The sequence below is a fragment of the Paenibacillus polymyxa M1 genome (assembly GCF_000237325.1).
GTDB lineage: Bacteria > Bacillota > Bacilli > Paenibacillales > Paenibacillaceae > Paenibacillus > Paenibacillus polymyxa_C.
On record NC_017542.1, the window covers coordinates 449,832 to 474,169 of the forward strand.

General features: G+C 48.9%; 12 protein-coding genes, 21 tRNA genes and 6 rRNA genes. 35 read left to right on the plus strand and 4 right to left on the minus strand.

Features of this window, described 5'->3' with window-relative positions; genetic code table 11:
• Positions 1–4 precede the first annotated feature (4 nt).
• The 28 genes from PPM_RS01910 (at position 5) to PPM_RS02045 (ending at position 11,499) form a co-directional block, all read left to right on the plus strand.
• Complete coding sequence (locus PPM_RS01910) at positions 5–724, plus strand: N-acetylmannosamine-6-phosphate 2-epimerase (protein WP_013369018.1); 720 nt, start codon at positions 5–7, stop codon at positions 722–724.
• The gene (locus PPM_RS01915) at positions 702–1,541 is read left to right on the plus strand and encodes a MurR/RpiR family transcriptional regulator (RefSeq protein ID WP_013369019.1); all 840 of its coding nucleotides are present in this window, start codon (positions 702–704) and stop codon (positions 1,539–1,541) included. The genes PPM_RS01910 and PPM_RS01915 overlap by 23 nt, the downstream gene beginning before the upstream one ends.
• A gap of 116 nt (positions 1,542–1,657) precedes the next feature.
• Positions 1,658–2,599, plus strand: coding sequence for an ROK family protein (locus PPM_RS01920; protein WP_014599409.1), 942 nt, complete (start codon positions 1,658–1,660; stop codon positions 2,597–2,599).
• A 23-nt stretch (positions 2,600–2,622) separates the two neighbouring features.
• Positions 2,623–4,233: an FAD-dependent oxidoreductase gene (locus PPM_RS01925; protein ID WP_013369021.1), complete on the plus strand. Its 1,611-nt coding sequence runs from the start codon at positions 2,623–2,625 to the stop codon at positions 4,231–4,233.
• Between the two features lie 388 nt (positions 4,234–4,621).
• Positions 4,622–6,175 (plus strand): 16S ribosomal RNA (locus PPM_RS01930).
• A gap of 217 nt (positions 6,176–6,392) precedes the next feature.
• A 23S ribosomal RNA gene (locus tag PPM_RS01935) occupies positions 6,393–9,321 on the plus strand.
• A 77-nt stretch (positions 9,322–9,398) separates the two neighbouring features.
• Positions 9,399–9,515, plus strand: a 5S ribosomal RNA gene (gene rrf, locus PPM_RS01940).
• The 16S, 23S and 5S rRNA genes sit together here with 21 tRNA genes alongside, the layout of an rRNA operon.
• A gap of 34 nt (positions 9,516–9,549) precedes the next feature.
• A tRNA-Ile gene (locus PPM_RS01945) sits at positions 9,550–9,626 on the plus strand.
• A 22-nt stretch (positions 9,627–9,648) separates the two neighbouring features.
• Positions 9,649–9,724, plus strand: a tRNA-Ala gene (locus tag PPM_RS01950).
• Between the two features lie 4 nt (positions 9,725–9,728).
• Positions 9,729–9,804, plus strand: a tRNA-Asn gene (locus PPM_RS01955).
• Positions 9,805–9,838: 34 nt separating this feature from the next.
• Positions 9,839–9,912, plus strand: a tRNA-Met gene (locus tag PPM_RS01960).
• Between the two features lie 3 nt (positions 9,913–9,915).
• Positions 9,916–10,007, plus strand: a tRNA-Ser gene (locus PPM_RS01965).
• 31 nt (positions 10,008–10,038) lie between these two features.
• Positions 10,039–10,110 (plus strand) — tRNA-Glu (locus PPM_RS01970).
• A 6-nt stretch (positions 10,111–10,116) separates the two neighbouring features.
• Positions 10,117–10,192 (plus strand) — tRNA-Val (locus PPM_RS01975).
• Between the two features lie 10 nt (positions 10,193–10,202).
• A tRNA-Met gene (locus PPM_RS01980) sits at positions 10,203–10,276 on the plus strand.
• A gap of 25 nt (positions 10,277–10,301) precedes the next feature.
• Positions 10,302–10,378, plus strand: a tRNA-Asp gene (locus PPM_RS01985).
• Between the two features lie 50 nt (positions 10,379–10,428).
• Positions 10,429–10,501: transfer RNA gene (locus tag PPM_RS01990), tRNA-Phe, on the plus strand.
• A 25-nt stretch (positions 10,502–10,526) separates the two neighbouring features.
• Positions 10,527–10,602, plus strand: a tRNA-Thr gene (locus tag PPM_RS01995).
• 5 nt (positions 10,603–10,607) lie between these two features.
• A tRNA-Tyr gene (locus PPM_RS02000) sits at positions 10,608–10,693 on the plus strand.
• Between the two features lie 16 nt (positions 10,694–10,709).
• Positions 10,710–10,782 (plus strand) — tRNA-His (locus PPM_RS02005).
• A gap of 18 nt (positions 10,783–10,800) precedes the next feature.
• Positions 10,801–10,875 (plus strand) — tRNA-Gln (locus PPM_RS02010).
• A gap of 4 nt (positions 10,876–10,879) precedes the next feature.
• A tRNA-Lys gene (locus PPM_RS02015) sits at positions 10,880–10,955 on the plus strand.
• A gap of 15 nt (positions 10,956–10,970) precedes the next feature.
• A tRNA-Leu gene (locus tag PPM_RS02020) sits at positions 10,971–11,058 on the plus strand.
• A 6-nt stretch (positions 11,059–11,064) separates the two neighbouring features.
• Positions 11,065–11,139: transfer RNA gene (locus tag PPM_RS02025), tRNA-Gly, on the plus strand.
• Between the two features lie 10 nt (positions 11,140–11,149).
• A tRNA-Cys gene (locus PPM_RS02030) sits at positions 11,150–11,220 on the plus strand.
• A 26-nt stretch (positions 11,221–11,246) separates the two neighbouring features.
• Positions 11,247–11,323: transfer RNA gene (locus tag PPM_RS02035), tRNA-Arg, on the plus strand.
• A 22-nt stretch (positions 11,324–11,345) separates the two neighbouring features.
• Positions 11,346–11,419 (plus strand) — tRNA-Pro (locus tag PPM_RS02040).
• Between the two features lie 9 nt (positions 11,420–11,428).
• Positions 11,429–11,499: transfer RNA gene (locus tag PPM_RS02045), tRNA-Gly, on the plus strand.
• A 204-nt stretch (positions 11,500–11,703) separates the two neighbouring features.
• On the opposite strand, the gene PPM_RS02050 is transcribed toward PPM_RS02045, so the two are convergent.
• The 3 genes from PPM_RS02050 to PPM_RS02060 all read right to left on the minus strand — a co-directional run bounded on the left by PPM_RS02050 (position 11,704) and on the right by PPM_RS02060 (position 14,046).
• Entirely contained in the window at positions 11,704–12,807 is a 1,104-nt protein-coding gene (locus PPM_RS02050; RefSeq protein ID WP_013369022.1) for a PAS domain-containing sensor histidine kinase, read from the minus strand.
• On the minus strand, positions 12,800–13,453 hold the full coding sequence (locus tag PPM_RS02055; protein WP_013369023.1) for a response regulator: 654 nt from the start codon (positions 13,451–13,453) through the stop codon (positions 12,800–12,802). The genes PPM_RS02050 and PPM_RS02055 overlap by 8 nt, the downstream gene beginning before the upstream one ends.
• Before the next feature lie 143 nt (positions 13,454–13,596).
• Complete coding sequence (locus PPM_RS02060; RefSeq protein ID WP_013369024.1) at positions 13,597–14,046, minus strand: GAF domain-containing protein; 450 nt, start codon at positions 14,044–14,046, stop codon at positions 13,597–13,599.
• Positions 14,047–14,344: 298 nt separating this feature from the next.
• Between PPM_RS02060 and PPM_RS02065 the strand changes: the two genes are divergently transcribed.
• The 4 genes from PPM_RS02065 (at position 14,345) to rrf (PPM_RS02080) (ending at position 20,497) form a co-directional block, all read left to right on the plus strand.
• Positions 14,345–15,085: a Crp/Fnr family transcriptional regulator gene (locus PPM_RS02065; protein WP_013369025.1), complete on the plus strand. Its 741-nt coding sequence runs from the start codon at positions 14,345–14,347 to the stop codon at positions 15,083–15,085.
• 520 nt (positions 15,086–15,605) lie between these two features.
• Positions 15,606–17,159: ribosomal RNA gene (locus PPM_RS02070) — 16S ribosomal RNA — on the plus strand.
• Positions 17,160–17,376: 217 nt separating this feature from the next.
• A 23S ribosomal RNA gene (locus tag PPM_RS02075) occupies positions 17,377–20,302 on the plus strand.
• A 78-nt stretch (positions 20,303–20,380) separates the two neighbouring features.
• A 5S ribosomal RNA gene (gene rrf, locus PPM_RS02080) occupies positions 20,381–20,497 on the plus strand.
• 176 nt (positions 20,498–20,673) lie between these two features.
• On the opposite strand, the gene PPM_RS29545 is transcribed toward rrf (PPM_RS02080), so the two are convergent.
• Entirely contained in the window at positions 20,674–20,832 is a 159-nt protein-coding gene (locus tag PPM_RS29545; protein WP_013369026.1) for a hypothetical protein, read from the minus strand.
• 294 nt (positions 20,833–21,126) lie between these two features.
• Between PPM_RS29545 and PPM_RS02085 the strand changes: the two genes are divergently transcribed.
• The 3 genes from PPM_RS02085 to PPM_RS02095 all read left to right on the plus strand — a co-directional run bounded on the left by PPM_RS02085 (position 21,127) and on the right by PPM_RS02095 (position 24,321).
• On the plus strand, positions 21,127–22,458 hold the full coding sequence (locus tag PPM_RS02085) for an extracellular solute-binding protein (protein ID WP_013369027.1): 1,332 nt from the start codon (positions 21,127–21,129) through the stop codon (positions 22,456–22,458).
• A 133-nt stretch (positions 22,459–22,591) separates the two neighbouring features.
• On the plus strand, positions 22,592–23,482 hold the full coding sequence (locus PPM_RS02090; RefSeq protein WP_013369028.1) for a carbohydrate ABC transporter permease: 891 nt from the start codon (positions 22,592–22,594) through the stop codon (positions 23,480–23,482).
• 5 nt (positions 23,483–23,487) lie between these two features.
• Complete coding sequence (locus tag PPM_RS02095) at positions 23,488–24,321, plus strand: carbohydrate ABC transporter permease (RefSeq protein ID WP_014599411.1); 834 nt, start codon at positions 23,488–23,490, stop codon at positions 24,319–24,321.
• Positions 24,322–24,338 lie beyond the last annotated feature (17 nt).

The window sequence follows — 24,338 nt, forward strand, 5'->3', positions numbered from 1 at the left end:
TCCTATGGGAATGGAAGGTGTATTATCCAAGGTTCGGCATGGACTGATCGTTTCCTGTCAGGCGCTACCAGGCGAACCGTTGCATGGAGCAGATTCTATGGTCAAAATGGCGCGTGCTGCACAGGAGGGTGGAGCTGTAGCGATTCGTGCCAATGGTGCATCGGATGTACGTGCGATTAAACAGGCGATCCCTCTACCAGTCATTGGTTTGATTAAACGGGATTATAATGATTCTGATATTTACATTACGCCTACCCTCCGTGAAATGGAGGAACTGGTGGAGGCAGGTGCGGATATCATTGCGCTGGATGCCACATTGAGACCGCGCCCAGCTGGGTGTAAGTTGAAACACCTCATAGATTACGCCCATGAGCACGGAGTCGCTTCCATGGCGGATATATCGACACTAGAGGAAGCACTTCATGCGGCTTCCCTTGGTATAGGCTGCGTATCCACGACGTTATCCGGTTATACGCCATATTCTACTCAGATAGAGGGTCCGGATCTGGAATTGGTTCGGAGAGCATCAGAGCTGGTTCCTGTTCCTGTCATTGCAGAGGGCAGAATCCATGATCCGGCACAAGTAGAGGAAGCGTTTCGGCTGGGTGCACATGCAGTGGTTGTAGGCTCGGCGATTACTAGACCCCAATTGATTACGCAGCGGTTTGCCGATGCCGCAAGGAAGGCAGTGAAATGCATCTATGGAGATGAACGACCGAATTAACACGTATTATCCTTCATTAACGAAATCGGAGCAAAAGGTCGCTTTGTGCGTACTGGAGTGCCCCGCTGACATCATATATTTCTCCGTGACGGAGCTGGCTGACTTTGCAGGTACAGGCGAAACGACTGTTATGCGTTTTTGCCGGAAAATTGGTTTTAAGGGGTATCAGGATTTCCGACTGTCGTTGGCGCAAAACCAGACTTATCGCAAAACCGATATGAGCGAGGAGAACATCGACCCAGATAACGAACATGATATTACCCGCACGGTGTATCACAATATGCTCGATATATTGCATTCCAGTATGGGGCTCTTGGATCGTTCGGAGCTTAGTCGTGCGATAGCGTGTCTCGATCAAGCGGGTTATGTTCAATTTTTCGGGGTAGGTGCATCGGGCATTTCCGCGCAGGATGCTAAAAACCGCTTCTTGCGGATTGGGCGGCGCGCCGAGGCTGTGGCAGACGGACATATTCAGTCGATGATGGCGGTGTCCATGAGTCCTGGTGATGTCGCTATTGGTATCAGTGTATCAGGAAGTACGCTGGATACGAATGACATGCTGCACAAGGCCAAGCAGAACGGTGCAACAGTTATCGCAATTACGAATTATGCAAAATCACCTATTACCTCCATTGCAGATATTGTTTTACTGACCGCAGGGAAGGAAGCTCCGATAGAAGGCGGTTCAATCGGCGCCAAAATCTCACAGCTATTCGTGATTGACCTCATCTGTGAAGGACTTGCTCGCAAGCACACGAGTCACACCAAACAAATGAAGGAAAAAACAGCGAGAGCGGTGATTGAACGAAGTTATTGAAATTCTGCGATTGTGGATTGGAATACGGCACGCTCCGACAGTTCATCATGTTTTTCTATCTATAGAAGGTTTGTGCTAAGAGCTCGTAAGCTTTTATGTGGGGGAACAAGGAGGATATGGTGGTGGCAGTTGCATTGAACAAAGTCATTGGGATCGACATTGGAGGGACTTCTGTAAAGGCCGCCATAGTGGCACGGGATGGATCTGTACTTGATGAAATTCGAATGGATACAGATGCCTCCCGTGGGCGTGACTGGGTGTTGTCGCGTGTATCTGATTCTGTATTCGGACTGATGTGTTCTTTTGGGGATACCAGTGTGAGTACCCCTGTAGGTATAGGCGCTTTAGGTATTGCTACTGCTGGCAGAGTGAATGTGGAGAGCGGTGAAGTTGTGTACGCTACAGATAACCTACCTGGCTGGCAGGGTACATCCTTGGTGAGGTGGGCTAGAGAAAAGCTTGCTTTACGTGCGGTTGCTGATAATGATGCGAACGCTGCGTTACTTGGAGAAGCTTGGCAGGGGGCCGGGAAGGGTAAGCAGCGCCTAGCCATGCTCACCTTGGGAACAGGGGTCGGAGGCGCGTATATGGAAAATGGCCTCTTGTGTAGAGGTGCTCATTGGAGCGGCGGCGATTGGGGGCACAGTATTTTGTTTCCTGGAGGTCACCCCTGCAATTGCGGGAAAAAGGGATGTGCTGAGCAATACGTATCAGGTAGCGCCCTGTTACGTCGAGGTAGTGAATGCACCGGAAAACTGTATTGTTCTGGGAACGAGATTGTGGAAGAGGCCGCTCACGGCAACCTGAAGACAATTCAGGCGCTAGATGACTACACAGCAGATTTAGCTGTTCTTCTGGCTAATATATCGGTGACTCTTGATCCTGAGTTGATCATTGTTGGGGGAGGAGTAGCGGACGCGGGAGATGTCTGGTGGCCCTTGCTGGAAAAGCATCTGGACCGACTGGGAGTTCAAACAGAAGTAAGTCGGGCAATGTTAGGAAACCGCGCTGGATTCATTGGCGCTGCCAGGCTTGCTTTTGAGATGACGGAATCTTAGTGAAAATGAAAGGGGAACGAACCATGACGCAAAAACGGCTTGATGCCGATATTGTTGTGATTGGCGGAGGTCTGGGTGGGACATCGGCAGCCCTTGCAGCGGCGAAAGCTGGTATGAGAGTGATCATGACAGAGGAGACGGACTGGCTGGGAGGGCAATTAACTTCACAGGCTGTTCCTCCGGATGAGCACCGCTGGATCGAACAGTTTGGTTGCACAGCAACGTATCGTGAGTTCCGCAATCGTGTACGCGACTACTACCGTCAGAACTATCCATTAACTGAAGAAGCCTACAATGATCCGATTCTTAATCCTGGGAACGGCTGGGTAAGTCGTCTGGCTCATGAACCACGGGTAGCTCTACAGGTGCTTGAGGATATGCTTGCTCCTTATTTAAATACGGGACGTGTTCGTGTATATTATCACACCGTGCCTATTGCTGCTCAGACAGATGGAGATTCTATCACTTCTGTTACCGTCCGCACCTCGTATAATCCTGATCATAAGAGTGGCCTCAGAGTGCTGCATGGAACGTTTTATCTGGATGCCACAGAGTGTGGTGATCTCCTTCCCATGGCGGGTGTGGAGCATACGAGTGGAGCGGAGTCCCGAGCTGCAACGGGGGAGCCTCATGCACTGGAGTATGCTAATCCTCTTGATATGCAATCTATCACGCATGTGGCTGCTGTAGACTACATTCCTCAGGAAAGCTTCATTATAGAGCGACCGCAACAATACGATTTCTGGAGGAATTATATCCCGTCCTTTTCCCGTTTTCCGATTTTGAGCTGGTTTGCAACAGATGCAGATGATACCAGTAAGCTAAAACAGTTCACATTATTCCCTAACGATCAGGGTATTGTATCCTTATGGGATTATCGTCGTATCGTAGATCCTTCCATATGGAGCGAACCGCTAAACGATGGTGAGGTTACTCTTTTAAACTGGGCTCAAAATGATTATTACCTGGGACCATTGATTGGTGTCACCGCTCAGGAGCAGGCAAGGCATCGAGAAGGAGCGCGTGAGTTGACTCGTTCATTAATATATTGGCTTCAAACTGAGGCTCCCCGATTAGATGGAGGTTTCGGCTATCCAGGAATTCGACCACGGGGTGATTTTCTTGGCACTTCTGACGGTCTGGCTAAAACGGCTTATATTCGCGAGTCGCGCCGGATTAAGGCCAAGTATACGATTTCGGAGTTTGATGTAAGTCGTGAGCTTCGGGGGAAGGAGGGACCCAAACGGTATTCAGACAGTGTAGGTGTGGGCAGCTATCATTTAGATCTTCATCCGACTACGGTATCTCAGCGAACCTTTTACATCCCTAACTATCCTTATGAAATTCCATTGGGTTCACTGATTCCTGTGAGAGTACGTAATTTGCTTCCTGCATGCAAAAATATAGGGATGACTCAAATAGCCAATGGTTGCTATCGGCTACATCCTACAGAATGGAATATAGGAGAGTCATCGGGAAGCTTGGCGGCTTACTGTGTCTCCAACGGAGTATATCCTATTGAAGTGAGCCGATCAGAAGAACATCTTGGACGTTTTCAAAATGTTCTCCTTCGTCAAGGTGTGGAGCTGCATTGGCCAGTAGAGGTGTTCGAACCAGAAGGAGTGACCAGTTAATGAAGGGGCATTAGCCCCTTGACTGATTTATCGGAGCAGAAAATGAGTAGATGTATTCAAAAAATAAAAATAATAAAAAAATACTTGCTAAGTTGCTTAGGTATATGATATATTATTTGAGCTGACAACAAAACAGCCGTTTCGAAAAAGAATAACTAGGGCGAAACAATCTTCGAAAAGAAGAGAAAAATAACCCTTGCATTTTTGAAACGAATATGATATGATCTTATAGCTGCTGAAAAACGCAGCGAAAAAGAATTTGATCTTTGAAAACTGAACAACGAGTGAGTAAATGATTTTGTTCGCAAAATCAAACAATGAGATATTTTATCTCGTCAGTTTCAAAATGAGCTAATCGCTCTTTCGATAAACCAACTTCGGTTGGTCTTTAATGGAGAGTTTGATCCTGGCTCAGGACGAACGCTGGCGGCGTGCCTAATACATGCAAGTCGAGCGGGGTTATGTAGAAGCTTGCTTCTACATAACCTAGCGGCGGACGGGTGAGTAACACGTAGGCAACCTGCCCACAAGACAGGGATAACTACCGGAAACGGTAGCTAATACCCGATACATCCTTTTCCTGCATGGGAGAAGGAGGAAAGACGGAGCAATCTGTCACTTGTGGATGGGCCTGCGGCGCATTAGCTAGTTGGTGGGGTAAAGGCCTACCAAGGCGACGATGCGTAGCCGACCTGAGAGGGTGATCGGCCACACTGGGACTGAGACACGGCCCAGACTCCTACGGGAGGCAGCAGTAGGGAATCTTCCGCAATGGGCGAAAGCCTGACGGAGCAACGCCGCGTGAGTGATGAAGGTTTTCGGATCGTAAAGCTCTGTTGCCAGGGAAGAACGTCTTGTAGAGTAACTGCTACAAGAGTGACGGTACCTGAGAAGAAAGCCCCGGCTAACTACGTGCCAGCAGCCGCGGTAATACGTAGGGGGCAAGCGTTGTCCGGAATTATTGGGCGTAAAGCGCGCGCAGGCGGCTCTTTAAGTCTGGTGTTTAATCCCGAGGCTCAACTTCGGGTCGCACTGGAAACTGGAGAGCTTGAGTGCAGAAGAGGAGAGTGGAATTCCACGTGTAGCGGTGAAATGCGTAGAGATGTGGAGGAACACCAGTGGCGAAGGCGACTCTCTGGGCTGTAACTGACGCTGAGGCGCGAAAGCGTGGGGAGCAAACAGGATTAGATACCCTGGTAGTCCACGCCGTAAACGATGAATGCTAGGTGTTAGGGGTTTCGATACCCTTGGTGCCGAAGTTAACACATTAAGCATTCCGCCTGGGGAGTACGGTCGCAAGACTGAAACTCAAAGGAATTGACGGGGACCCGCACAAGCAGTGGAGTATGTGGTTTAATTCGAAGCAACGCGAAGAACCTTACCAGGTCTTGACATCCCTCTGACCGGTCTAGAGATAGACCTTTCCTTCGGGACAGAGGAGACAGGTGGTGCATGGTTGTCGTCAGCTCGTGTCGTGAGATGTTGGGTTAAGTCCCGCAACGAGCGCAACCCTTATGCTTAGTTGCCAGCAGGTCAAGCTGGGCACTCTAAGCAGACTGCCGGTGACAAACCGGAGGAAGGTGGGGATGACGTCAAATCATCATGCCCCTTATGACCTGGGCTACACACGTACTACAATGGCCGGTACAACGGGAAGCGAAGCCGCGAGGTGGAGCCAATCCTAGAAAAGCCGGTCTCAGTTCGGATTGTAGGCTGCAACTCGCCTACATGAAGTCGGAATTGCTAGTAATCGCGGATCAGCATGCCGCGGTGAATACGTTCCCGGGTCTTGTACACACCGCCCGTCACACCACGAGAGTTTACAACACCCGAAGTCGGTGAGGTAACCGCAAGGAGCCAGCCGCCGAAGGTGGGGTAGATGATTGGGGTGAAGTCGTAACAAGGTAGCCGTATCGGAAGGTGCGGCTGGATCACCTCCTTTCTATGGAGAATCGTTTCCTGCAATGGAAACATTCAAATATGAAGCATAAGCTTCAAACTTACTCACTCGTTGCTCAGTTTTGAGGGTTCAAACTCTCGAATTGCACCTTGAAAACTGGATACCGAAACGAAATTGCGTTTTAGAATATTCCTTTAAGCTGATCTTGTGTAAACAAGTGAAATAAAGGTAGCATATCGTATTTACAATGTAGATACTAGGTTAAGCTACAAAGAGCACACGGAGGATGCCTAGGCGCCAGGAGCCGACGAAGGACGTGGCGAACAACGATAAGGCCTCGGGGAGCTGTAAGCAAGCTTTGATCCGGGGATGTCCGAATGGGGAAACCCGGCTGTCTTCATCGACAGTCACTACTCACTGAATTCATAGGTGAGTGAGAGGCAGACCAGGGGAACTGAAACATCTAAGTACCCTGAGGAAGAGAAAACAATAGTGATTCCGTCAGTAGCGGCGAGCGAACGCGGATTAGCCCAAACCAAGGAGCTTGCTCCTTGGGGTTGTGGGACGTCTCACATGGAGTTACAAAGGAACCGGTTAGATGAAGAGGTCTGGAAAGGCCCGCCAGAGAAGGTAAAAGCCCTGTAATTCAAAACCTGTTCCCTCCGAGACGGATCCCGAGTAGTGCGGGGCACGTGAAACCCCGTATGAATCCGGCAGGACCATCTGCCAAGGCTAAATACTCCCTGGCGACCGATAGTGAAGCAGTACCGTGAGGGAAAGGTGAAAAGCACCCCGGAAGGGGAGTGAAATAGATCCTGAAACCGTGTGCTTACAAGAAGTCAGAGCCCGATCTATGGGTGATGGCGTGCCTTTTGTAGAATGAACCGGCGAGTTACGTTCCCGTGCAAGGTTAAGGTGAAGAGCTGAAGCCGCAGCGAAAGCGAGTCTGAATAGGGCGACTGAGTACGTGGACGTAGACCCGAAACCGGGTGATCTACCCCTGTCCAGGGTGAAGGTGCGGTAACACGCACTGGAGGCCCGAACCCACGCATGTTGAAAAATGCGGGGATGAGGTGGGGGTAGCGGAGAAATTCCAATCGAACCCGGAGATAGCTGGTTCTCCCCGAAATAGCTTTAGGGCTAGCCTCGGAAAGAAGAATCGTGGAGGTAGAGCACTGATTGGGTGCGGGGCCCGCAAGGGTTACCAAGCTCAGTCAAACTCCGAATGCCATAGATTTAGTTCCGGGAGTCAGACAGTGAGTGCTAAGATCCATTGTCGAAAGGGAAACAGCCCAGACCATCAGCTAAGGTCCCCAAGTGTGTGTTAAGTGGGAAAGGATGTGGAGTTGCACAGACAACCAGGATGTTGGCTTAGAAGCAGCCACCATTGAAAGAGTGCGTAATAGCTCACTGGTCGAGTGACTCTGCGCCGAAAATGTAACGGGGCTAAACACACCACCGAAGCTATGGCTTGATGCTTTGCATCAGGGGTAGGGGAGCGTTGAATGCGGGTTGAAGGTGTACCGGAAGGAGCGCTGGACTGCATTCAAGTGAGAATGCCGGTATGAGTAACGAAAAGATCTGTGAGAATCAGATCCGCCGAAAGCCTAAGGGTTCCTGAGGAAGGTTCGTCCGCTCAGGGTAAGTCGGGACCTAAGGCGAGGCCGATAGGCGTAGTCGAAGGACAACAGGTCGAAATTCCTGTACCACCGTAATCCGTGATGAGCAATGGGGTGACGCAGTAGGGTAGTGACGCGGACTGATGGATGTCCGTCTAAGCAGTGAGGCTGATGTGTAGGCAAATCCGCACATCGTTAAGGCTGGGCTGTGATGGGGAGCGAAAATTATAGTAGCGAAGGTCATGATCTCAGACTGCCAAGAAAAGCCTCTAGCCAGGAGAAGGTGCCCGTACCGCAAACCGACACAGGTAGGCGAGAAGAGAATTCTAAGGCGCGCGGAAGAACTCTCGTTAAGGAACTCGGCAAAATGACCCCGTAACTTCGGGAGAAGGGGTGCCTCGGTAGGGTGAATAGCCCGAGGGGGCCGCAGTGAAAAGGCCCAAGCGACTGTTTAGCAAAAACACAGGTCTGTGCGAAGCCGCAAGGCGAAGTATACGGGCTGACGCCTGCCCGGTGCTGGAAGGTTAAGGGGAGTGGTAAGCTCTTCGGAGCGAAGCTATGAACCGAAGCCCCAGTAAACGGCGGCCGTAACTATAACGGTCCTAAGGTAGCGAAATTCCTTGTCAGGTAAATTCTGACCCGCACGAATGGCGTAACGACTTGGGCGCTGTCTCAACGAGAGATCCGGTGAAATTTTAATACCTGTGAAGATGCAGGTTACCCGCGACAAGACGGAAAGACCCCATGGAGCTTTACTGCAGCTTGATATTGAATTTGGGTACGATCTGTACAGGATAGGTGGGAGCCGTAGAACTTTGAGCGCCAGCTTGAAGGGAGGCATCCTTGGGATACCACCCTGATCGTATCTAGGTTCTAACTTGGTACCGTGATCCGGTGCGAGGACAGTGTCAGGTGGGCAGTTTGACTGGGGCGGTCGCCTCCTAAAGAGTAACGGAGGCGCCCCAAGGTTCCCTCAGAATGGTTGGAAATCATTCGAAGAGTGCAAAGGCAGAAGGGAGCTTGACTGCGAGACCTACAAGTCGAGCAGGGACGAAAGTCGGGCTTAGTGATCCGGTGGTACCGCATGGAAGGGCCATCGCTCAACGGATAAAAGCTACCCTGGGGATAACAGGCTTATCTCCCCCAAGAGTCCACATCGACGGGGAGGTTTGGCACCTCGATGTCGGCTCATCGCATCCTGGGGCTGAAGTAGGTCCCAAGGGTTGGGCTGTTCGCCCATTAAAGCGGTACGCGAGCTGGGTTCAGAACGTCGTGAGACAGTTCGGTCCCTATCTGTCGTGGGCGTAGGAAATTTGAGAGGAGCTGTCCTTAGTACGAGAGGACCGGGATGGACGTACCGCTGGTGTACCAGTTGTTCCGCCAGGAGCACCGCTGGGTAGCTATGTACGGAAGGGATAAGCGCTGAAAGCATCTAAGCGTGAAGCCCCCCTCAAGATGAGATTTCCCAATACGTAAGACCCCTTGAAGACGACGAGGTAGATAGGTTGGGGGTGGAAGTGCAGTAATGCATGGAGCTGACCAATACTAATCGGTCGAGGGCTTATCCTAAGATAAGACGCAAGGAAGTTTCGGATCCAGTTTTCAGGGTGTAACCTTGAAGTTAGAATTTGCGAGGCAAATTCATGTTTGGTGGCGATAGCGGAGGGGTTCCACACGTACCCATCCCGAACACGACCGTTAAGCCCTCCAGCGCCGATGGTACTTGGACCGCAGGGTCCTGGGAGAGTAGGACGCCGCCAAGCAAAGTCCTTTAAAGGATGATAAAATTATAAATTAGGGCCTTTAGCTCAGCTGGTTAGAGCGCACCCCTGATAAGGGTGAGGTCGGTGGTTCGAGTCCACTAAGGCCCACCATTTCTAGATTGACTAAAAGTATGGGGCTATAGCTCAGCTGGGAGAGCGCCTGCCTTGCACGCAGGAGGTCAGGGGTTCGATCCCCCTTGGCTCCACCAATATTCCCTGATAGCTCAGTTGGTAGAGCACTCGACTGTTAATCGAGTTGTCACAGGTTCGAGTCCTGTTCGGGGAGCCATATTTTTAATACTTCTGAATTTTATATATAAGGTGGCGGCGTAGCTCAGCTGGCTAGAGCGTACGGTTCATACCCGTGAGGTCGGGGGTTCGATCCCCTCTGCCGCTACTCGGAGAGATACCCAAGTGGCTATAAGGGGACCCTCTGCTAAGGGGTTAGACTGCGAAAGTGGTGCGAGGGTTCGAATCCCTCTCTCTCCGCCATAAATTTATTAAATCAGAATTCATTTTGTAAGGCCCGTTGGTCAAGGGGTTAAGACACCTCCCTTTCACGGAGGTAACAGGGGTTCGAATCCCCTACGGGTCATAATATGGAGGCTTAGCTCAGCTGGGAGAGCATCTGCCTTACAAGCAGAGGGTCGGGGGTTCGATCCCCTCAGCCTCCACCATATTTTATATCGCGGGGTGGAGCAGTTCGGTAGCTCGTCGGGCTCATAACCCGAAGGTCGTAGGTTCAAATCCTGCCCCCGCAATTAATTTCCTATTGGAAATGCCTCTGGAACTGTGGTGTAGAGGCCTAACATGCCTGCCTGTCACGCAGGAGATCGCGGGTTCGAATCCCGTCAGTTCCGCCATTTAAATGCATATAGTACGAACTATATGGTATAGTTATAAAATTAAATATGGCTCGGTAGCTCAGTCGGTAGAGCAGAGGACTGAAAATCCTCGTGTCGGCGGTTCGATTCCGTCCCGAGCCACCTTTCAAGTGGGAATTGGTAATGTGCCGGTGTAGCTCAATTGGTAGAGCAACTGACTTGTAATCAGTAGGTTGGGGGTTCAAGTCCTCTCGCCGGCACCATTTTTGGAGGATTAGCGAAGTGGCCAAACGCATCAGACTGTAAATCTGCTCCCTTACGGGTTCGGTGGTTCGAATCCATCATCCTCCACCAGTTTTATAATCATATGGCGGTCGTGGCGAAGTGGTTAACGCACCGGACTGTGACTCCGGCATTCGTGGGTTCAAGCCCCATCGGCCGCCCTTTGATTCTTAATTTAATGGGGATTAGCCAAGCGGTAAGGCAACGGACTTTGACTCCGTCATGCATAGGTTCAAATCCTATATCCCCAGCCATTAAGAGCCATTAGCTCAGTTGGTAGAGCACCTGACTTTTAATCAGGGTGTCGAAGGTTCGAGTCCTTCATGGCTCACCATTTATAAATTATTTTGCGGTCGTGGCGGAATTGGCAGACGCGCACGGTTCAGGTCCGTGTGGGCTAACCCCCCGTGGAGGTTCGAGTCCTCTCGACCGCACCATATTTTGCGGACGTGGCTCAGCGGTAGAGCATCGCCTTGCCAAGGCGAGGGTCGCGGGTTCGATTCCCGTCGTCCGCTCCATTATCCATACGGCGCCATAGCCAAGTGGTAAGGCAAAGCTCTGCAAAAGCTTCATCCCCAGTTCAAATCTGGGTGGCGCCTTAACTGCTCATTATGGAATTTAATATGCGCCCTTAGCTCAGCTGGATAGAGCGTTTGACTACGAATCAAAAGGCCGGGAGTTCGAATCTCTCAGGGCGCGCCATTTCTTAAAAAATGTATAATGTCGGGATGTAGCTCAGCTTGGTAGAGCACCTGGTTTGGGACCAGGGGGTCGCATGTTCAAATCGTGTCATCCCGATACTGATTTGCGGGTGTAGTTCAATGGTAGAACTCCAGCCTTCCAAGCTGGTAGCGTGGGTTCGATTCCCATCACCCGCTTTTTGCTATAGCGGATTCTTGTTGCCTCAGTGGTGACACCTTATAAATAAAGAGAGCCTGTCTGGGGACAGAGCTCTCTCTTTTTTTTGTACATTTATATTCCATAGATTCCACAAAGTGATGGCTATTGTTAGTGCTTGCCATCGGTGTATCTCTCCTGTTCCTGCATGGGGATACACCGATAACTGATCTAGTGCACAGATTTTACACTGGAATGGTTAGTTGGATGGAGGTTCCCTGATTTGGAGCAGAAGTCATGCTCATGAAGCCGCCTACTCCTCTAGCTCGTTCTTCCATGCTGAACAATCCAACTCCCTCTCCTTTGGATTCTCCAGAGAAGCCCATACCCTCATCCCGAATAGTTACTTTTATTATTTCGTCTTGATCCTCTACATCAACGTATGCTTCTGCTACATCTGCGTATTTAGCCACATTCGTCAGTGCTTCTTGTACAATTCTATAGATTGCTATTTCTTTTCGGATATCAAGGCGTTTACGTAAAGTACATTGAAAATGCACTTCGATTCCGTAATGCGAACAGAAATTTTCAATATAAGTTCTTAGGGCCGGTACGACACCCAAATCATCCAGAACTGAGGGACGAAGTTCCCACGCTAAGCCACGAACATCTTTAATGATATCAGTTACCTGTGTACGTAGATTTTCCAGAGTAGCACTGGGCTGTTCAGCTAGTTGGCTATCTAGTTGAATAATAAGTGAAAACAGGCTTTGACCAATCCCATCATGAAGCTCTCTTGAAAAGCGTTTACGCTCTTCCTCCTGTATTTGCATGACTTGCGTCATCATGGTCTGAAGCTCTGCCTCTACTTTTTTTAATTTTGTTACTTCATTACGGATCGCTAAGTACTGATAGGGTTTACCTTCCTCGTCCATAAATGGAACAATCGTAGTATTTACCCAGTAGTAGCTGTTATCTTTAGCACGATTTCGTATTTCTCCCTGCCATACCTCACCAGAACGGATCGTAGTCCACAGGTTCTTCATGAAGGCTCGAGTATGATAGCCCGAATTAATGAGACGATGATCCTGCCCGATCAATTCTTCACGACTATATTGCGAAATCTCACAGAACTTATCGTTTACGTACTGAATAATTCCTCGATGATCGGTCAGAGCAACGATGGAAGATGTATCTAGAGCAAATTTAAGATTGGATAGCTGGTGGAGAGAACTACGCAGTACATGGAGAAAAGGAGAATCTGGTATATGAATTTCCAAATCATTCAGTAGTTTATCGGTTGACTCCCCAAAGGCGGGCTGCAGTAAAGGGTTAGAAGGTTCATTCATAATGGAGCAACCCCTTTTTCAGTGCAAATTTGACCAACTCAGGCCGTGTTTTCAAGTTAAGCTTCTCCATAAGGTTGCTTTTGTGGGACTCTACGGTTTTGACGCTAATCACCAGGTGTTCGGCAATTTCCTTGTTGGCATATCCTTTGGCTACCCATGATAGGATCTCTTTTTCCCGCTCAGACAGGGATTCATACGGTCCGGCAATGCCCTCTTGTTTGATTTTGTCCAGATATTCACTCATCAGGCGTTTGGTTGCATTGGGGTATAGATAGGCACTGCCTTCGGCCACAGACTGGATGGCAGCGAGTAATTCCTCATGAGGTGCACTTTTTAAAATATATCCAGATGCTCCGGCTTGAATGGCTCGGAACAGATATTCCTCATCATCATGCATCGTTAAAATAAGCACTTCTGTATCCGGCAACTGTTTTTTTAATTCGGTGGTTGCCGTGAGGCCATCTTTGCCAGGTGGCATACTAAAATCCATGAGCACGACATCAGGTTGTAGCTCCACCGCTTTGCGGATTGCTTCATCCCCGTCTGCGGCATCTCCTACTACCTTAATACCGTTTTTGCCGTCCAATAGGGCCATGAGGCCAGAACGTACGACAACATGATCATCCACTACTAGTATACGAATCAATTAGTCATCCCCTCGAACGGTAAAAAAACCGTGCGTTTTGTCATAATCATAGCAAATTTTAGGGATTTCAATCAACAGAGATAGTTAGATGAGCTGTTCATGTCCACTTATATTTATAATTTTATTTTTCTTCAAATATCAATCTATGGAGTGAGAGGGAGAGCACATAGCTGGCCAAGGCGATGAGCGACTTGAGTGGCCTTGGCTACATCAGATTCGGTGAATGTTCTCACTTCACGGTTACCAACAAGTAGCACACCGTTTGGCAAGTCTCCTGTACTGGAAAAGGGAATGGCTACTGCAGAATGTAACTGTTCGGCCAGCATAAGCGCACATTCTTGACGTAAACGTATACTGCCTGATATTAAAGCGCTAACGGTTACGGTACGCCCCAGACGAACAGCCATCCCGGCAATCCCATGACCGACTTTAAAAGAGATAAGGCGATAGCGATTGTTTCGGCTGCCGGAGGCATAATACCAATGCAACTTACCCCCTGACCTGGACATAAATGCAAGTGCAGTGAGATCCCCATGAACATGATCTCGCAACTGGTTCAGTTCATTTCGCATTTCATCCGTTATTTGTAGCATAGAAGACACATCCTTTATCTTAACCAACTGTAGCTCTAACTTATTGTAATTCCGACAGGTACAAAAGTAATTCAGGGAACCCCCTGATCTATAGGCGCAGGAAACACTGACTTTTCATTAGACTGGGTAATCAATAAGAGGCGGGGCGATAAATGGGGCGTTAGATAATCCTGGAAGTGATATTTATCACTGCAAATCAGGGAGTAGGGAGGTGCAAAATCAGGTGTTCTCCCGATAACAACCCAGGAATCAAAACATTATGATAAAGATATCAGGTAAACACGAGGAGGACGCTAATATGCAAGCCACTTGTATGGAACGGTTTAGGGACGAAACGCAGCGCACGGGGATTCAGCTTTTTCTGACGGAAGAGCATTTTGAGCTGTTAAAAGATATTATGTCGTGGAAGAAGGTAAAGGCAGGCGTTATGCTTTTTCGAGAGGGTGATGATGCGGAGCAGCTTTATTATATACATTCGGGTCATGTTAAACTCCGTAAATCGACAGAAGACGGTAAAGAATTGATTCTGACTATTCAGCACCAAGGCGATTTGATCGGGGAGTTTAGTGGGATAGATGGGGAAGAGTATAGTTGTACTGCAGAAACAGCCGATGTGTGTGAGTTAGGTGTCGTGCTTGTTAAGGACCTGGAGTCTCTCCTGTCTAAGAACGGGGAAATGGCGCTTCAGTTCATACAGTGGATGGCAATGAAGCAACGAATTATGCAATCACGGTTTCGGGACTTACTGTTGTATGGTAAAACGGGGGCACTAGCGTCTACACTGATCCGTGCAAGTAATACATGTGGTGTAGCTGTGAAGGATGGCATTTTACTGAACATGAAGCTAAGTCACTCCGAACTGGGCGAGATGATTGGAGCAACGCGCGAAAGTGTGAATCGGATGCTGAGCTCGCTAAAAGAGCAGGGAACCTTGGATACGAGAGACGGAAAAATCGTTATTCATGACCTAAAGGTGTTGCGTGCCATGTGCTGTTGTCCTTCGTATGGCCAATGTGCCCATGAGATTTGTAGGTTATAAAATGATGAGCATCGTTAGGCGGGGGGCTAAAAGACTCCGTCTAATTGTAAGTCTTCTGACAATAAGCGAATAAAAGGAACGAGTATTATAAATATCAAAAAATCGACGACGCGTTTAGCGGCAAATCAACGATATAGTTTTTTTAAAAAGTAGTACATGTTGAAATAACTGACTATTAGTAAATAAAATTTAGATATTGGATATTTGTAAAATATTACAAGTTGTATTCTGTAGTTGAAAATGGTATATTATTTGAGCTGACAATAAAACAGCCGTTTCGAAAAAGAATAACTAGGGCGAAACAATCTTCGAAAAGAAGAAAAAAACCTTGCATTTTTGAAATGAACATGATATGATCTTATAGCTGCTGAAAAACGCAGCGAAAAAGAATTTGATCTTTGAAAACTGAACAACGAGTGAGTAAACTGATTTTGTTCGCAAAATCAACAATAAGATATTTTATCTCGTCAGTTTCAACATGAGCTAATCGCTCTTTCTATAAACCAACTTCGGTTGGTCTTTAATGGAGAGTTTGATCCTGGCTCAGGACGAACGCTGGCGGCGTGCCTAATACATGCAAGTCGAGCGGGGTTATGTAGAAGCTTGCTTCTACATAACCTAGCGGCGGACGGGTGAGTAACACGTAGGCAACCTGCCCACAAGACAGGGATAACTACCGGAAACGGTAGCTAATACCCGATACATCCTTTTCCTGCATGGGAGAAGGAGGAAAGACGGAGCAATCTGTCACTTGTGGATGGGCCTGCGGCGCATTAGCTAGTTGGTGGGGTAATGGCCTACCAAGGCGACGATGCGTAGCCGACCTGAGAGGGTGATCGGCCACACTGGGACTGAGACACGGCCCAGACTCCTACGGGAGGCAGCAGTAGGGAATCTTCCGCAATGGGCGAAAGCCTGACGGAGCAACGCCGCGTGAGTGATGAAGGTTTTCGGATCGTAAAGCTCTGTTGCCAGGGAAGAACGTCTTGTAGAGTAACTGCTACAAGAGTGACGGTACCTGAGAAGAAAGCCCCGGCTAACTACGTGCCAGCAGCCGCGGTAATACGTAGGGGGCAAGCGTTGTCCGGAATTATTGGGCGTAAAGCGCGCGCAGGCGGCTCTTTAAGTCTGGTGTTTAATCCCGAGGCTCAACTTCGGGTCGCACTGGAAACTGGAGAGCTTGAGTGCAGAAGAGGAGAGTGGAATTCCACGTGTAGCGGTGAAATGCGTAGAGATGTGGAGGAACACCAGTGGCGAAGGCGACTCTCTGGGCTGTAACTGACGCTGAGGCGCGAAAGCGTGGGGAGCAAACAGGATTAGATACCCTGGTAGTCCACGCCGTAAACGATGAATGCTAGGTGTTAGGGGTTTCGATACCCTTGGTGCCGAAGTTAACACATTAAGCATTCCGCCTGGGGAGTACGGTCGCAAGACTGAAACTCAAAGGAATTGACGGGGACCCGCACAAGCAGTGGAGTATGTGGTTTAATTCGAAGCAACGCGAAGAACCTTACCAGGTCTTGACATCCCTCTGACCGGTCTAGAGATAGGCCTTTCCTTCGGGACAGAGGAGACAGGTGGTGCATGGTTGTCGTCAGCTCGTGTCGTGAGATGTTGGGTTAAGTCCCGCAACGAGCGCAACCCTTATGCTTAGTTGCCAGCAGGTCAAGCTGGGCACTCTAAGCAGACTGCCGGTGACAAACCGGAGGAAGGTGGGGATGACGTCAAATCATCATGCCCCTTATGACCTGGGCTACACACGTACTACAATGGCCGGTACAACGGGAAGCGAAGCCGCGAGGTGGAGCCAATCCTAGAAAAGCCGGTCTCAGTTCGGATTGTAGGCTGCAACTCGCCTACATGAAGTCGGAATTGCTAGTAATCGCGGATCAGCATGCCGCGGTGAATACGTTCCCGGGTCTTGTACACACCGCCCGTCACACCACGAGAGTTTACAACACCCGAAGTCGGTGAGGTAACCGCAAGGAGCCAGCCGCCGAAGGTGGGGTAGATGATTGGGGTGAAGTCGTAACAAGGTAGCCGTATCGGAAGGTGCGGCTGGATCACCTCCTTTCTATGGAGAATCGTTTCCTGCAATGGAAACATTCAAATATGAAGCATAAGCTTCAAACTTACTCACTCGTTGCTCAGTTTTGAGGGTTCAAACTCTCGAATTGCACCTTGAAAACTGGATACCGAAACGAAATTGCGTTTTAGAATATTCCTTTAAGCTGATCTTGTGTAAACAAGTGAAATAAAGGTAGCATATCGTATTTACAATGTAGATACTAGGTTAAGCTACAAAGAGCACACGGAGGATGCCTAGGCGCCAGGAGCCGACGAAGGACGTGGCGAACAACGATAAGGCCTCGGGGAGCTGTAAGCAAGCTTTGATCCGGGGATGTCCGAATGGGGAAACCCGGCTGTCTTCATCGACAGTCACTACTCACTGAATTCATAGGTGAGTGAGAGGCAGACCAGGGGAACTGAAACATCTAAGTACCCTGAGGAAGAGAAAACAATAGTGATTCCGTCAGTAGCGGCGAGCGAACGCGGATTAGCCCAAACCAAGGAGCTTGCTCCTTGGGGTTGTGGGACGTCTCACATGGAGTTACAAAGGAACCGGTTAGATGAAGAGGTCTGGAAAGGCCCGCCAGAGAAGGTAAAAGCCCTGTAATTCAAAACCTGTTCCCTCCGAGACGGATCCCGAGTAGTGCGGGGCACGTGAAACCCCGTATGAATCCGGCAGGACCATCTGCCAAGGCTAAATACTCCCTGGCGACCGATAGTGAAGCAGTACCGTGAGGGAAAGGTGAAAAGCACCCCGGAAGGGGAGTGAAATAGATCCTGAAACCGTGTGCTTACAAGAAGTCAGAGCCCGATCTATGGGTGATGGCGTGCCTTTTGTAGAATGAACCGGCGAGTTACGTTCCCGTGCAAGGTTAAGGTGAAGAGCTGAAGCCGCAGCGAAAGCGAGTCTGAATAGGGCGACTGAGTACGTGGACGTAGACCCGAAACCGGGTGATCTACCCCTGTCCAGGGTGAAGGTGCGGTAACACGCACTGGAGGCCCGAACCCACGCATGTTGAAAAATGCGGGGATGAGGTGGGGGTAGCGGAGAAATTCCAATCGAACCCGGAGATAGCTGGTTCTCCCCGAAATAGCTTTAGGGCTAGCCTCGGAAAGAAGAATCGTGGAGGTAGAGCACTGATTGGGTGCGGGGCCCGCAAGGGTTACCAAGCTCAGTCAAACTCCGAATGCCATAGATTTAGTTCCGGGAGTCAGACAGTGAGTGCTAAGATCCATTGTCGAAAGGGAAACAGCCCAGACCATCAGCTAAGGTCCCCAAGTGTGTGTTAAGTGGGAAAGGATGTGGAGTTGCACAGACAACCAGGATGTTGGCTTAGAAGCAGCCACCATTGAAAGAGTGCGTAATAGCTCACTGGTCGAGTGACTCTGCGCCGAAAATGTAACGGGGCTAAACACACCACCGAAGCTATGGCTTGATGCTTTGCATCAGGGGTAGGGGAGCGTTGAATGCGGGTTGAAGGTGTACCGGAAGGAGCGCTGGACTGCATTCAAGTGAGAATGCCGGTATGAGTAACGAAAAGATCTGTGAGAATCAGATCCGCCGAAAGCCTAAGGGTTCCTGAGGAAGGTTCGTCCGCTCAGGGTAAGTCGGGACCTAAGGCGAGGCCGATAGGCGTAGTCGAAGGACAACAGGTCGAAATTCCTGTACCACCGTAATCCGTGATGAGCGATGGGGTGACGCAGTAGGGTAGTGACGCGGACTGATGGATGTCCGTCTAAGCAGTGAGGCTGATGTGTAGGCAAATCCGCACATCGTAAGGCTGGGCTGTGATGGGGAGCGAAAATTATAGTAGCGAAGGTCATGATCTCAGACTGCCAAGAAAAGCCTCTAGCCAGGAGAAGGTGCCCGTACCGCAAACCGACACAGGTAGGCGAGAAGAGAATTCTAAGGCGCGCGGAAGAACTCTCGTTAAGGAACTCGGCAAAATGACCCCGTAACTTCGGGAGAAGGGGTGCCTCGGTAGGGTGAATAGCCCGAGGGGGCCGCAGTGAAAAGGCCCAAGCGACTGTTTAGCAAAAACACAGGTCTGTGCGAAGCCGCAAGGCGAAGTATACGGGCTGACGCCTGCCCGGTGCTGGAAGGTTAAGGGGAGTGGTAAGCCTTCGGGCGAAGCTATGAACCGAAGCCCCAGTAAACGGCGGCCGTAACTATAACGGTCCTAAGGTAGCGAAATTCCTTGTCAGGTAAATTCTGACCCGCACGAATGGCGTAACGACTTGGGCGCTGTCTCAACGAGAGATCCGGTGAAATTTTAATACCTGTGAAGATGCAGGTTACCCGCGACAAGACGGAAAGACCCCATGGAGCTTTACTGCAGCTTGATATTGAATTTGGGTACGATCTGTACAGGATAGGTGGGAGCCGTTGAATCTTGAGCGCCAGCTTGAGAGGAGGCATCCTTGGGATACCACCCTGATCGTATCTAGGTTCTAACTTGGTACCGTGATCCGGTACGAGGACAGTGTCAGGTGGGCAGTTTGACTGGGGCGGTCGCCTCCTAAAGAGTAACGGAGGCGCCCCAAGGTTCCCTCAGAATGGTTGGAAATCATTCGAAGAGTGCAAAGGCAGAAGGGAGCTTGACTGCGAGACCTACAAGTCGAGCAGGGACGAAAGTCGGGCTTAGTGATCCGGTGGTACCGCATGGAAGGGCCATCGCTCAACGGATAAAAGCTACCCTGGGGATAACAGGCTTATCTCCCCCAAGAGTCCACATCGACGGGGAGGTTTGGCACCTCGATGTCGGCTCATCGCATCCTGGGGCTGAAGTAGGTCCCAAGGGTTGGGCTGTTCGCCCATTAAAGCGGTACGCGAGCTGGGTTCAGAACGTCGTGAGACAGTTCGGTCCCTATCTGTCGTGGGCGTAGGAAATTTGAGAGGAGCTGTCCTTAGTACGAGAGGACCGGGATGGACGTACCGCTGGTGTACCAGTTGTTCCGCCAGGAGCACCGCTGGGTAGCTATGTACGGAAGGGATAAGCGCTGAAAGCATCTAAGCGTGAAGCCCCCCTCAAGATGAGATTTCCCAATACGTAAGACCCCTTGAAGACGACGAGGTAGATAGGTTGGGGGTGGAAGTGCAGTAATGCATGGAGCTGACCAATACTAATCGGTCGAGGGCTTATCCTAAAGATAAGACGCAAGGAAGTTTCGGATCCAGTTTTCAAGGTGTAACCTTGAAGTTAGAATTTGCGAGGCAAATTCATGTTTGGTGGCGATAGCGGAGGGGTTCCACACGTACCCATCCCGAACACGACCGTTAAGCCCTCCAGCGCCGATGGTACTTGGACCGCAGGGTCCTGGGAGAGTAGGACGTTGCCAAGCACAAAAAAAGAGCACAGCCTTAATGGCTGTGCTCTTTTTTTGTATATCCGATTCATTTATCATTCATATGAAAGGCTCATGGCATGCCTTTAGTTAAAAGCACTACAATATTCTGGTTGTCCTTGTATAGTGCTGCCTGACGCGCTGTTTCAACTGACATCCAGCACTGTGCGATGTTAATCTATTTCAACCTGTTCTGCCTGGAGGGCACTTAAGGCTTGAAGTTTACGGGTAATTTCCTTTTGCCACTTTGTATCTCCGACTTGTACGGCAAGATTGAGAAGATCCAAATAATCATCGATATGCAGGGAGGTTTTACTAAAAGCTTCTTTCACTGCGGTCCTGCCTCCTTTAAAGTCTATGTGTATTTATTATTTAATAATGATAATCATTATCAAATAACGATCTTATTCATATTATGCCTGTCTTCTAGATAAATTGCAAGTTATGATATGAATGAATTTTGAAGCACGCAAATGAGGGCTTAAAAAAACAAACCCTTCTCCTTAAGTTCACGCATTGTTCACGTCTTTTCTATGGAACATAATGAAAAGAACAAGCGGGCATTGAGTGTCCACCGACTAGGAGGATAAATTGCGCAATGCTTCAACCAGAGGAGGAATAGGAACATGAGCAGAATAAAGATGAAAGCGTTTGCCGTTGTGGCGGCGGGCGCCTTGGCATTGACGCTGGCAGCTTGTAATAACGGACAGAGCGCAGGTCCGGGAAATTCAGGGGAAAAGGGTGGAGGCAATGTAACGAAGGATGTGACGATTACTTTTCAAAACATCAATCCTGATCCGAGCACCCCTTCGTACAAAATGATTAAGCAGATTGTAAGTCAATACGAGCAGGATCACCCTCATGTCAAAATTGAATTGGATTCGTTAAATACAGATCAGCAAAAGCTCAAGCTAAAAACACAAGCAGCAGCGAAGGAAGTACCGGATATTACGATTGTAAATCCGGCTGCACAGATGAAGCCCTTTGTAGATGCCGGGCTACTGGCACCATTAAATGATGTAGCTGATAAAGAGGGGTTAAAAGATACGTTTCAGGATGGCCTTCTTAATTACTATAGCTTCGATGATAAGTTGTATGCTTTTCCGGATGGTAACAATATAGAAGTGGTCTTTTACAACAAAGAGCTGTTCGAGCAGGCGGGAATTCAAAAGTTGCCGACTACCTTTGATGAGCTGATTACGACGGTCAAGACACTAAAAGCGAAGGGAATTACTCCAATTGCTATTGGGGAAAAGGATTCATGGACCGGTTCCCTCCTTTTTATGAATATTCTGTTGCGTACGAATGAAGGACCAAACTTCCTTAATGATGTGCTGGATGGCAAAAAGACGTTTAACGACCCGGCTTTTGTGGAAGCTGTGGATGCGTTCCAGGAATTGGTGCAGGCTGGGGCTTTCCCGGATGGAGCCACATCTATTGACTATAATGCAGGTGGTAATATTTTTAAAACAAGAAAAGCTGCGATGTATATCATGGGCACTTGGGAAACAGGTTCTATTGATGCTTCCCCGGTAGCGGGTAAGGTCGGAGCGTTTCAGTTCCCTACGGTCAATGGCAAAGGGAATGTAAATGAGTATGTCATCGCGCCAGGTAGCGCGTTTGCGGTATCTGCGAATAGTGAACATTTACAGGAGACGAAGGACTTTCTGCACTATTTTATTACAGAGATGCCCAAGATTCAGTTTGATCTGAAAAATGCAATTGGCAGTGGTCAGAAAATGAAAGGCGATCTGAAGGAAGCTGGTTATTCCGAACTAGCCATTAGTCTCAATGAGCTGTTCAAAAATGTAAAAGGAGGAGACCTCGCTTTTGATAATACGATGAATCCGGCTATTGCGCAGGCGCATCTAAGTAGCATTCAAAACCTGTTTGTGCAACAAGAAGACTCTGCGCAAGTTGCGAAGGAACACCAGAACACTTTTGAAGCCAATAAATAAGTGAGGATTTTGCAAAAATCCTGAAGTAGCGGACTCTAGGGGAGGGAGCGAAAGTACCCTTTCCTGATTCGGAATCACATATGGTTAAGCATCCCCAGAAGATACTCCGAATCAACACAAAGGAGATTAGAGCATGAATGTACTGAAGGTGCCGGCACGCACGATTGCCGTTTTCGTGCTGCCCTGCCTGTTGCTGTATACCTGTATGGTATTTGTTCCGATTCTGGTATCTGTGTATTGCGGGTTGCTAGATTGGAACGGAATTGCAGAGGCGAAGTTTGTGGGGCTAGCTAATTTCAAACGAATTTTTACAGCCGATCCAGTGTTCTGGCCGTCCGTGAAGCGGACGATGATGTTCGCTGTATTTTCCATGCTGGAAATTCCACTCTGTCTGCTGCTGGCGATTTTACTCAATCGTTATGTGCGTAAGGCAAATACATTGGTAACGATGTATTTTCTGCCGGTCATTCTATCGGTGGTCATTATCGGGCAGTTGTGGAAAACGATCTATAATCCGGCCTCGATGGGTGGGATGCTGAACGGTATTTTGATGGCGGTCGGGCTGGAAAGCTGGACACGCTCTTGGCTGACGGAACCACAGATAGCGATGTATGCTCTATATTTTGTATCGTTGTGGCAATATTTTGGCTACCATTTGCTTATCCAGTTTACCGGTGTACAAAATATACCCAATGAGCTGTATGAAGCAGCTAAAATTGATGGGGCAGAAGGATTCAAAGCAGACCGTTACATTACGTTGCCACTCATTGTGCCTATTTTCAAAATATCTATTGTATTAGCCTTTATCGGGTCCTTGCAATCGTTTGATTTGATCTGGGTGATGACGGGTGGAGGACCGGCCCATGCGACGGATACAGTATCCACGTATATGTACAATATGTCCTTTTTATCTATGAAATACGGGTATGGCAGTGCATTGGCTTCGTTTCTCGTAGTAATCTGCTTGTCATTTACAATTGTGATAAATTTTGTTTTCAAACGGATCGAAAATAAGGTAAGCTAAAGGAGATGGGACTGTTGAACGCCTTGAAAAAAACGGGAGTCTTCTCCCTGTTGGCTGTCTTAGTGGTCACGCAGCTGTATCCACTCTTTTGGTTGTTGACCTATTCGTTGAAGACGAATGAAGAGATATTAAGTTCAAGCTTCTTTGCACTCCCTCAAGTGCCCCAGTGGCACAACTATCAGGAAGCCTATGAATCGGGGAGCTACTTGCGTTATTTAGGAAACAGTGTGCTGGTGACTGGGGTTACGATGATGTTCGTCATTGTATTAAGCTCGATGACTGCTTATGCAATTACACGTTTCCGCTGGCGTTTCGGGGCTGTTGTGCTGACGTTGTTTTTGGTCGGGATGATGATCCCCATGCAAGCTACACTGCTACCGTTGATGGTGATGTTTAAAAACGTCCATATTCTGAATACGTATTTCTCGCTGATTTTACCCTACATTGCTTTTCAGACACCGATTGCGGTCTTCATCCTATCCGGCTTTATGCGGTCCATTCCCCACGAAATTGAAGAATCCGCCTACATTGACGGAGCGAGCATTTATCGTATCTTCCGCAGTGTAATCTTACCCATCTCGATTCCGCCTATCATGACAGTGTGTATTTTAACTTTCATTAATATCTGGAATGAATACATTATGGCTGCCACCTTTATCTCGTCCGAAAAGCTAAAAACTCTCCCTTTCGGCGTTTATACGTTTGTCAGCCAGTATTCTGTGAACTACGGCAATATTGGTGCTTTTCTAGTTATGGGAGCCTTACCGGTCATTATTATTTATTTTGCCCTGTCCGAAAAAATCACCAAGGGCATGGTTGCAGGAGCGGTTAAGGGATAGGCGGCCGATGCGAAAGG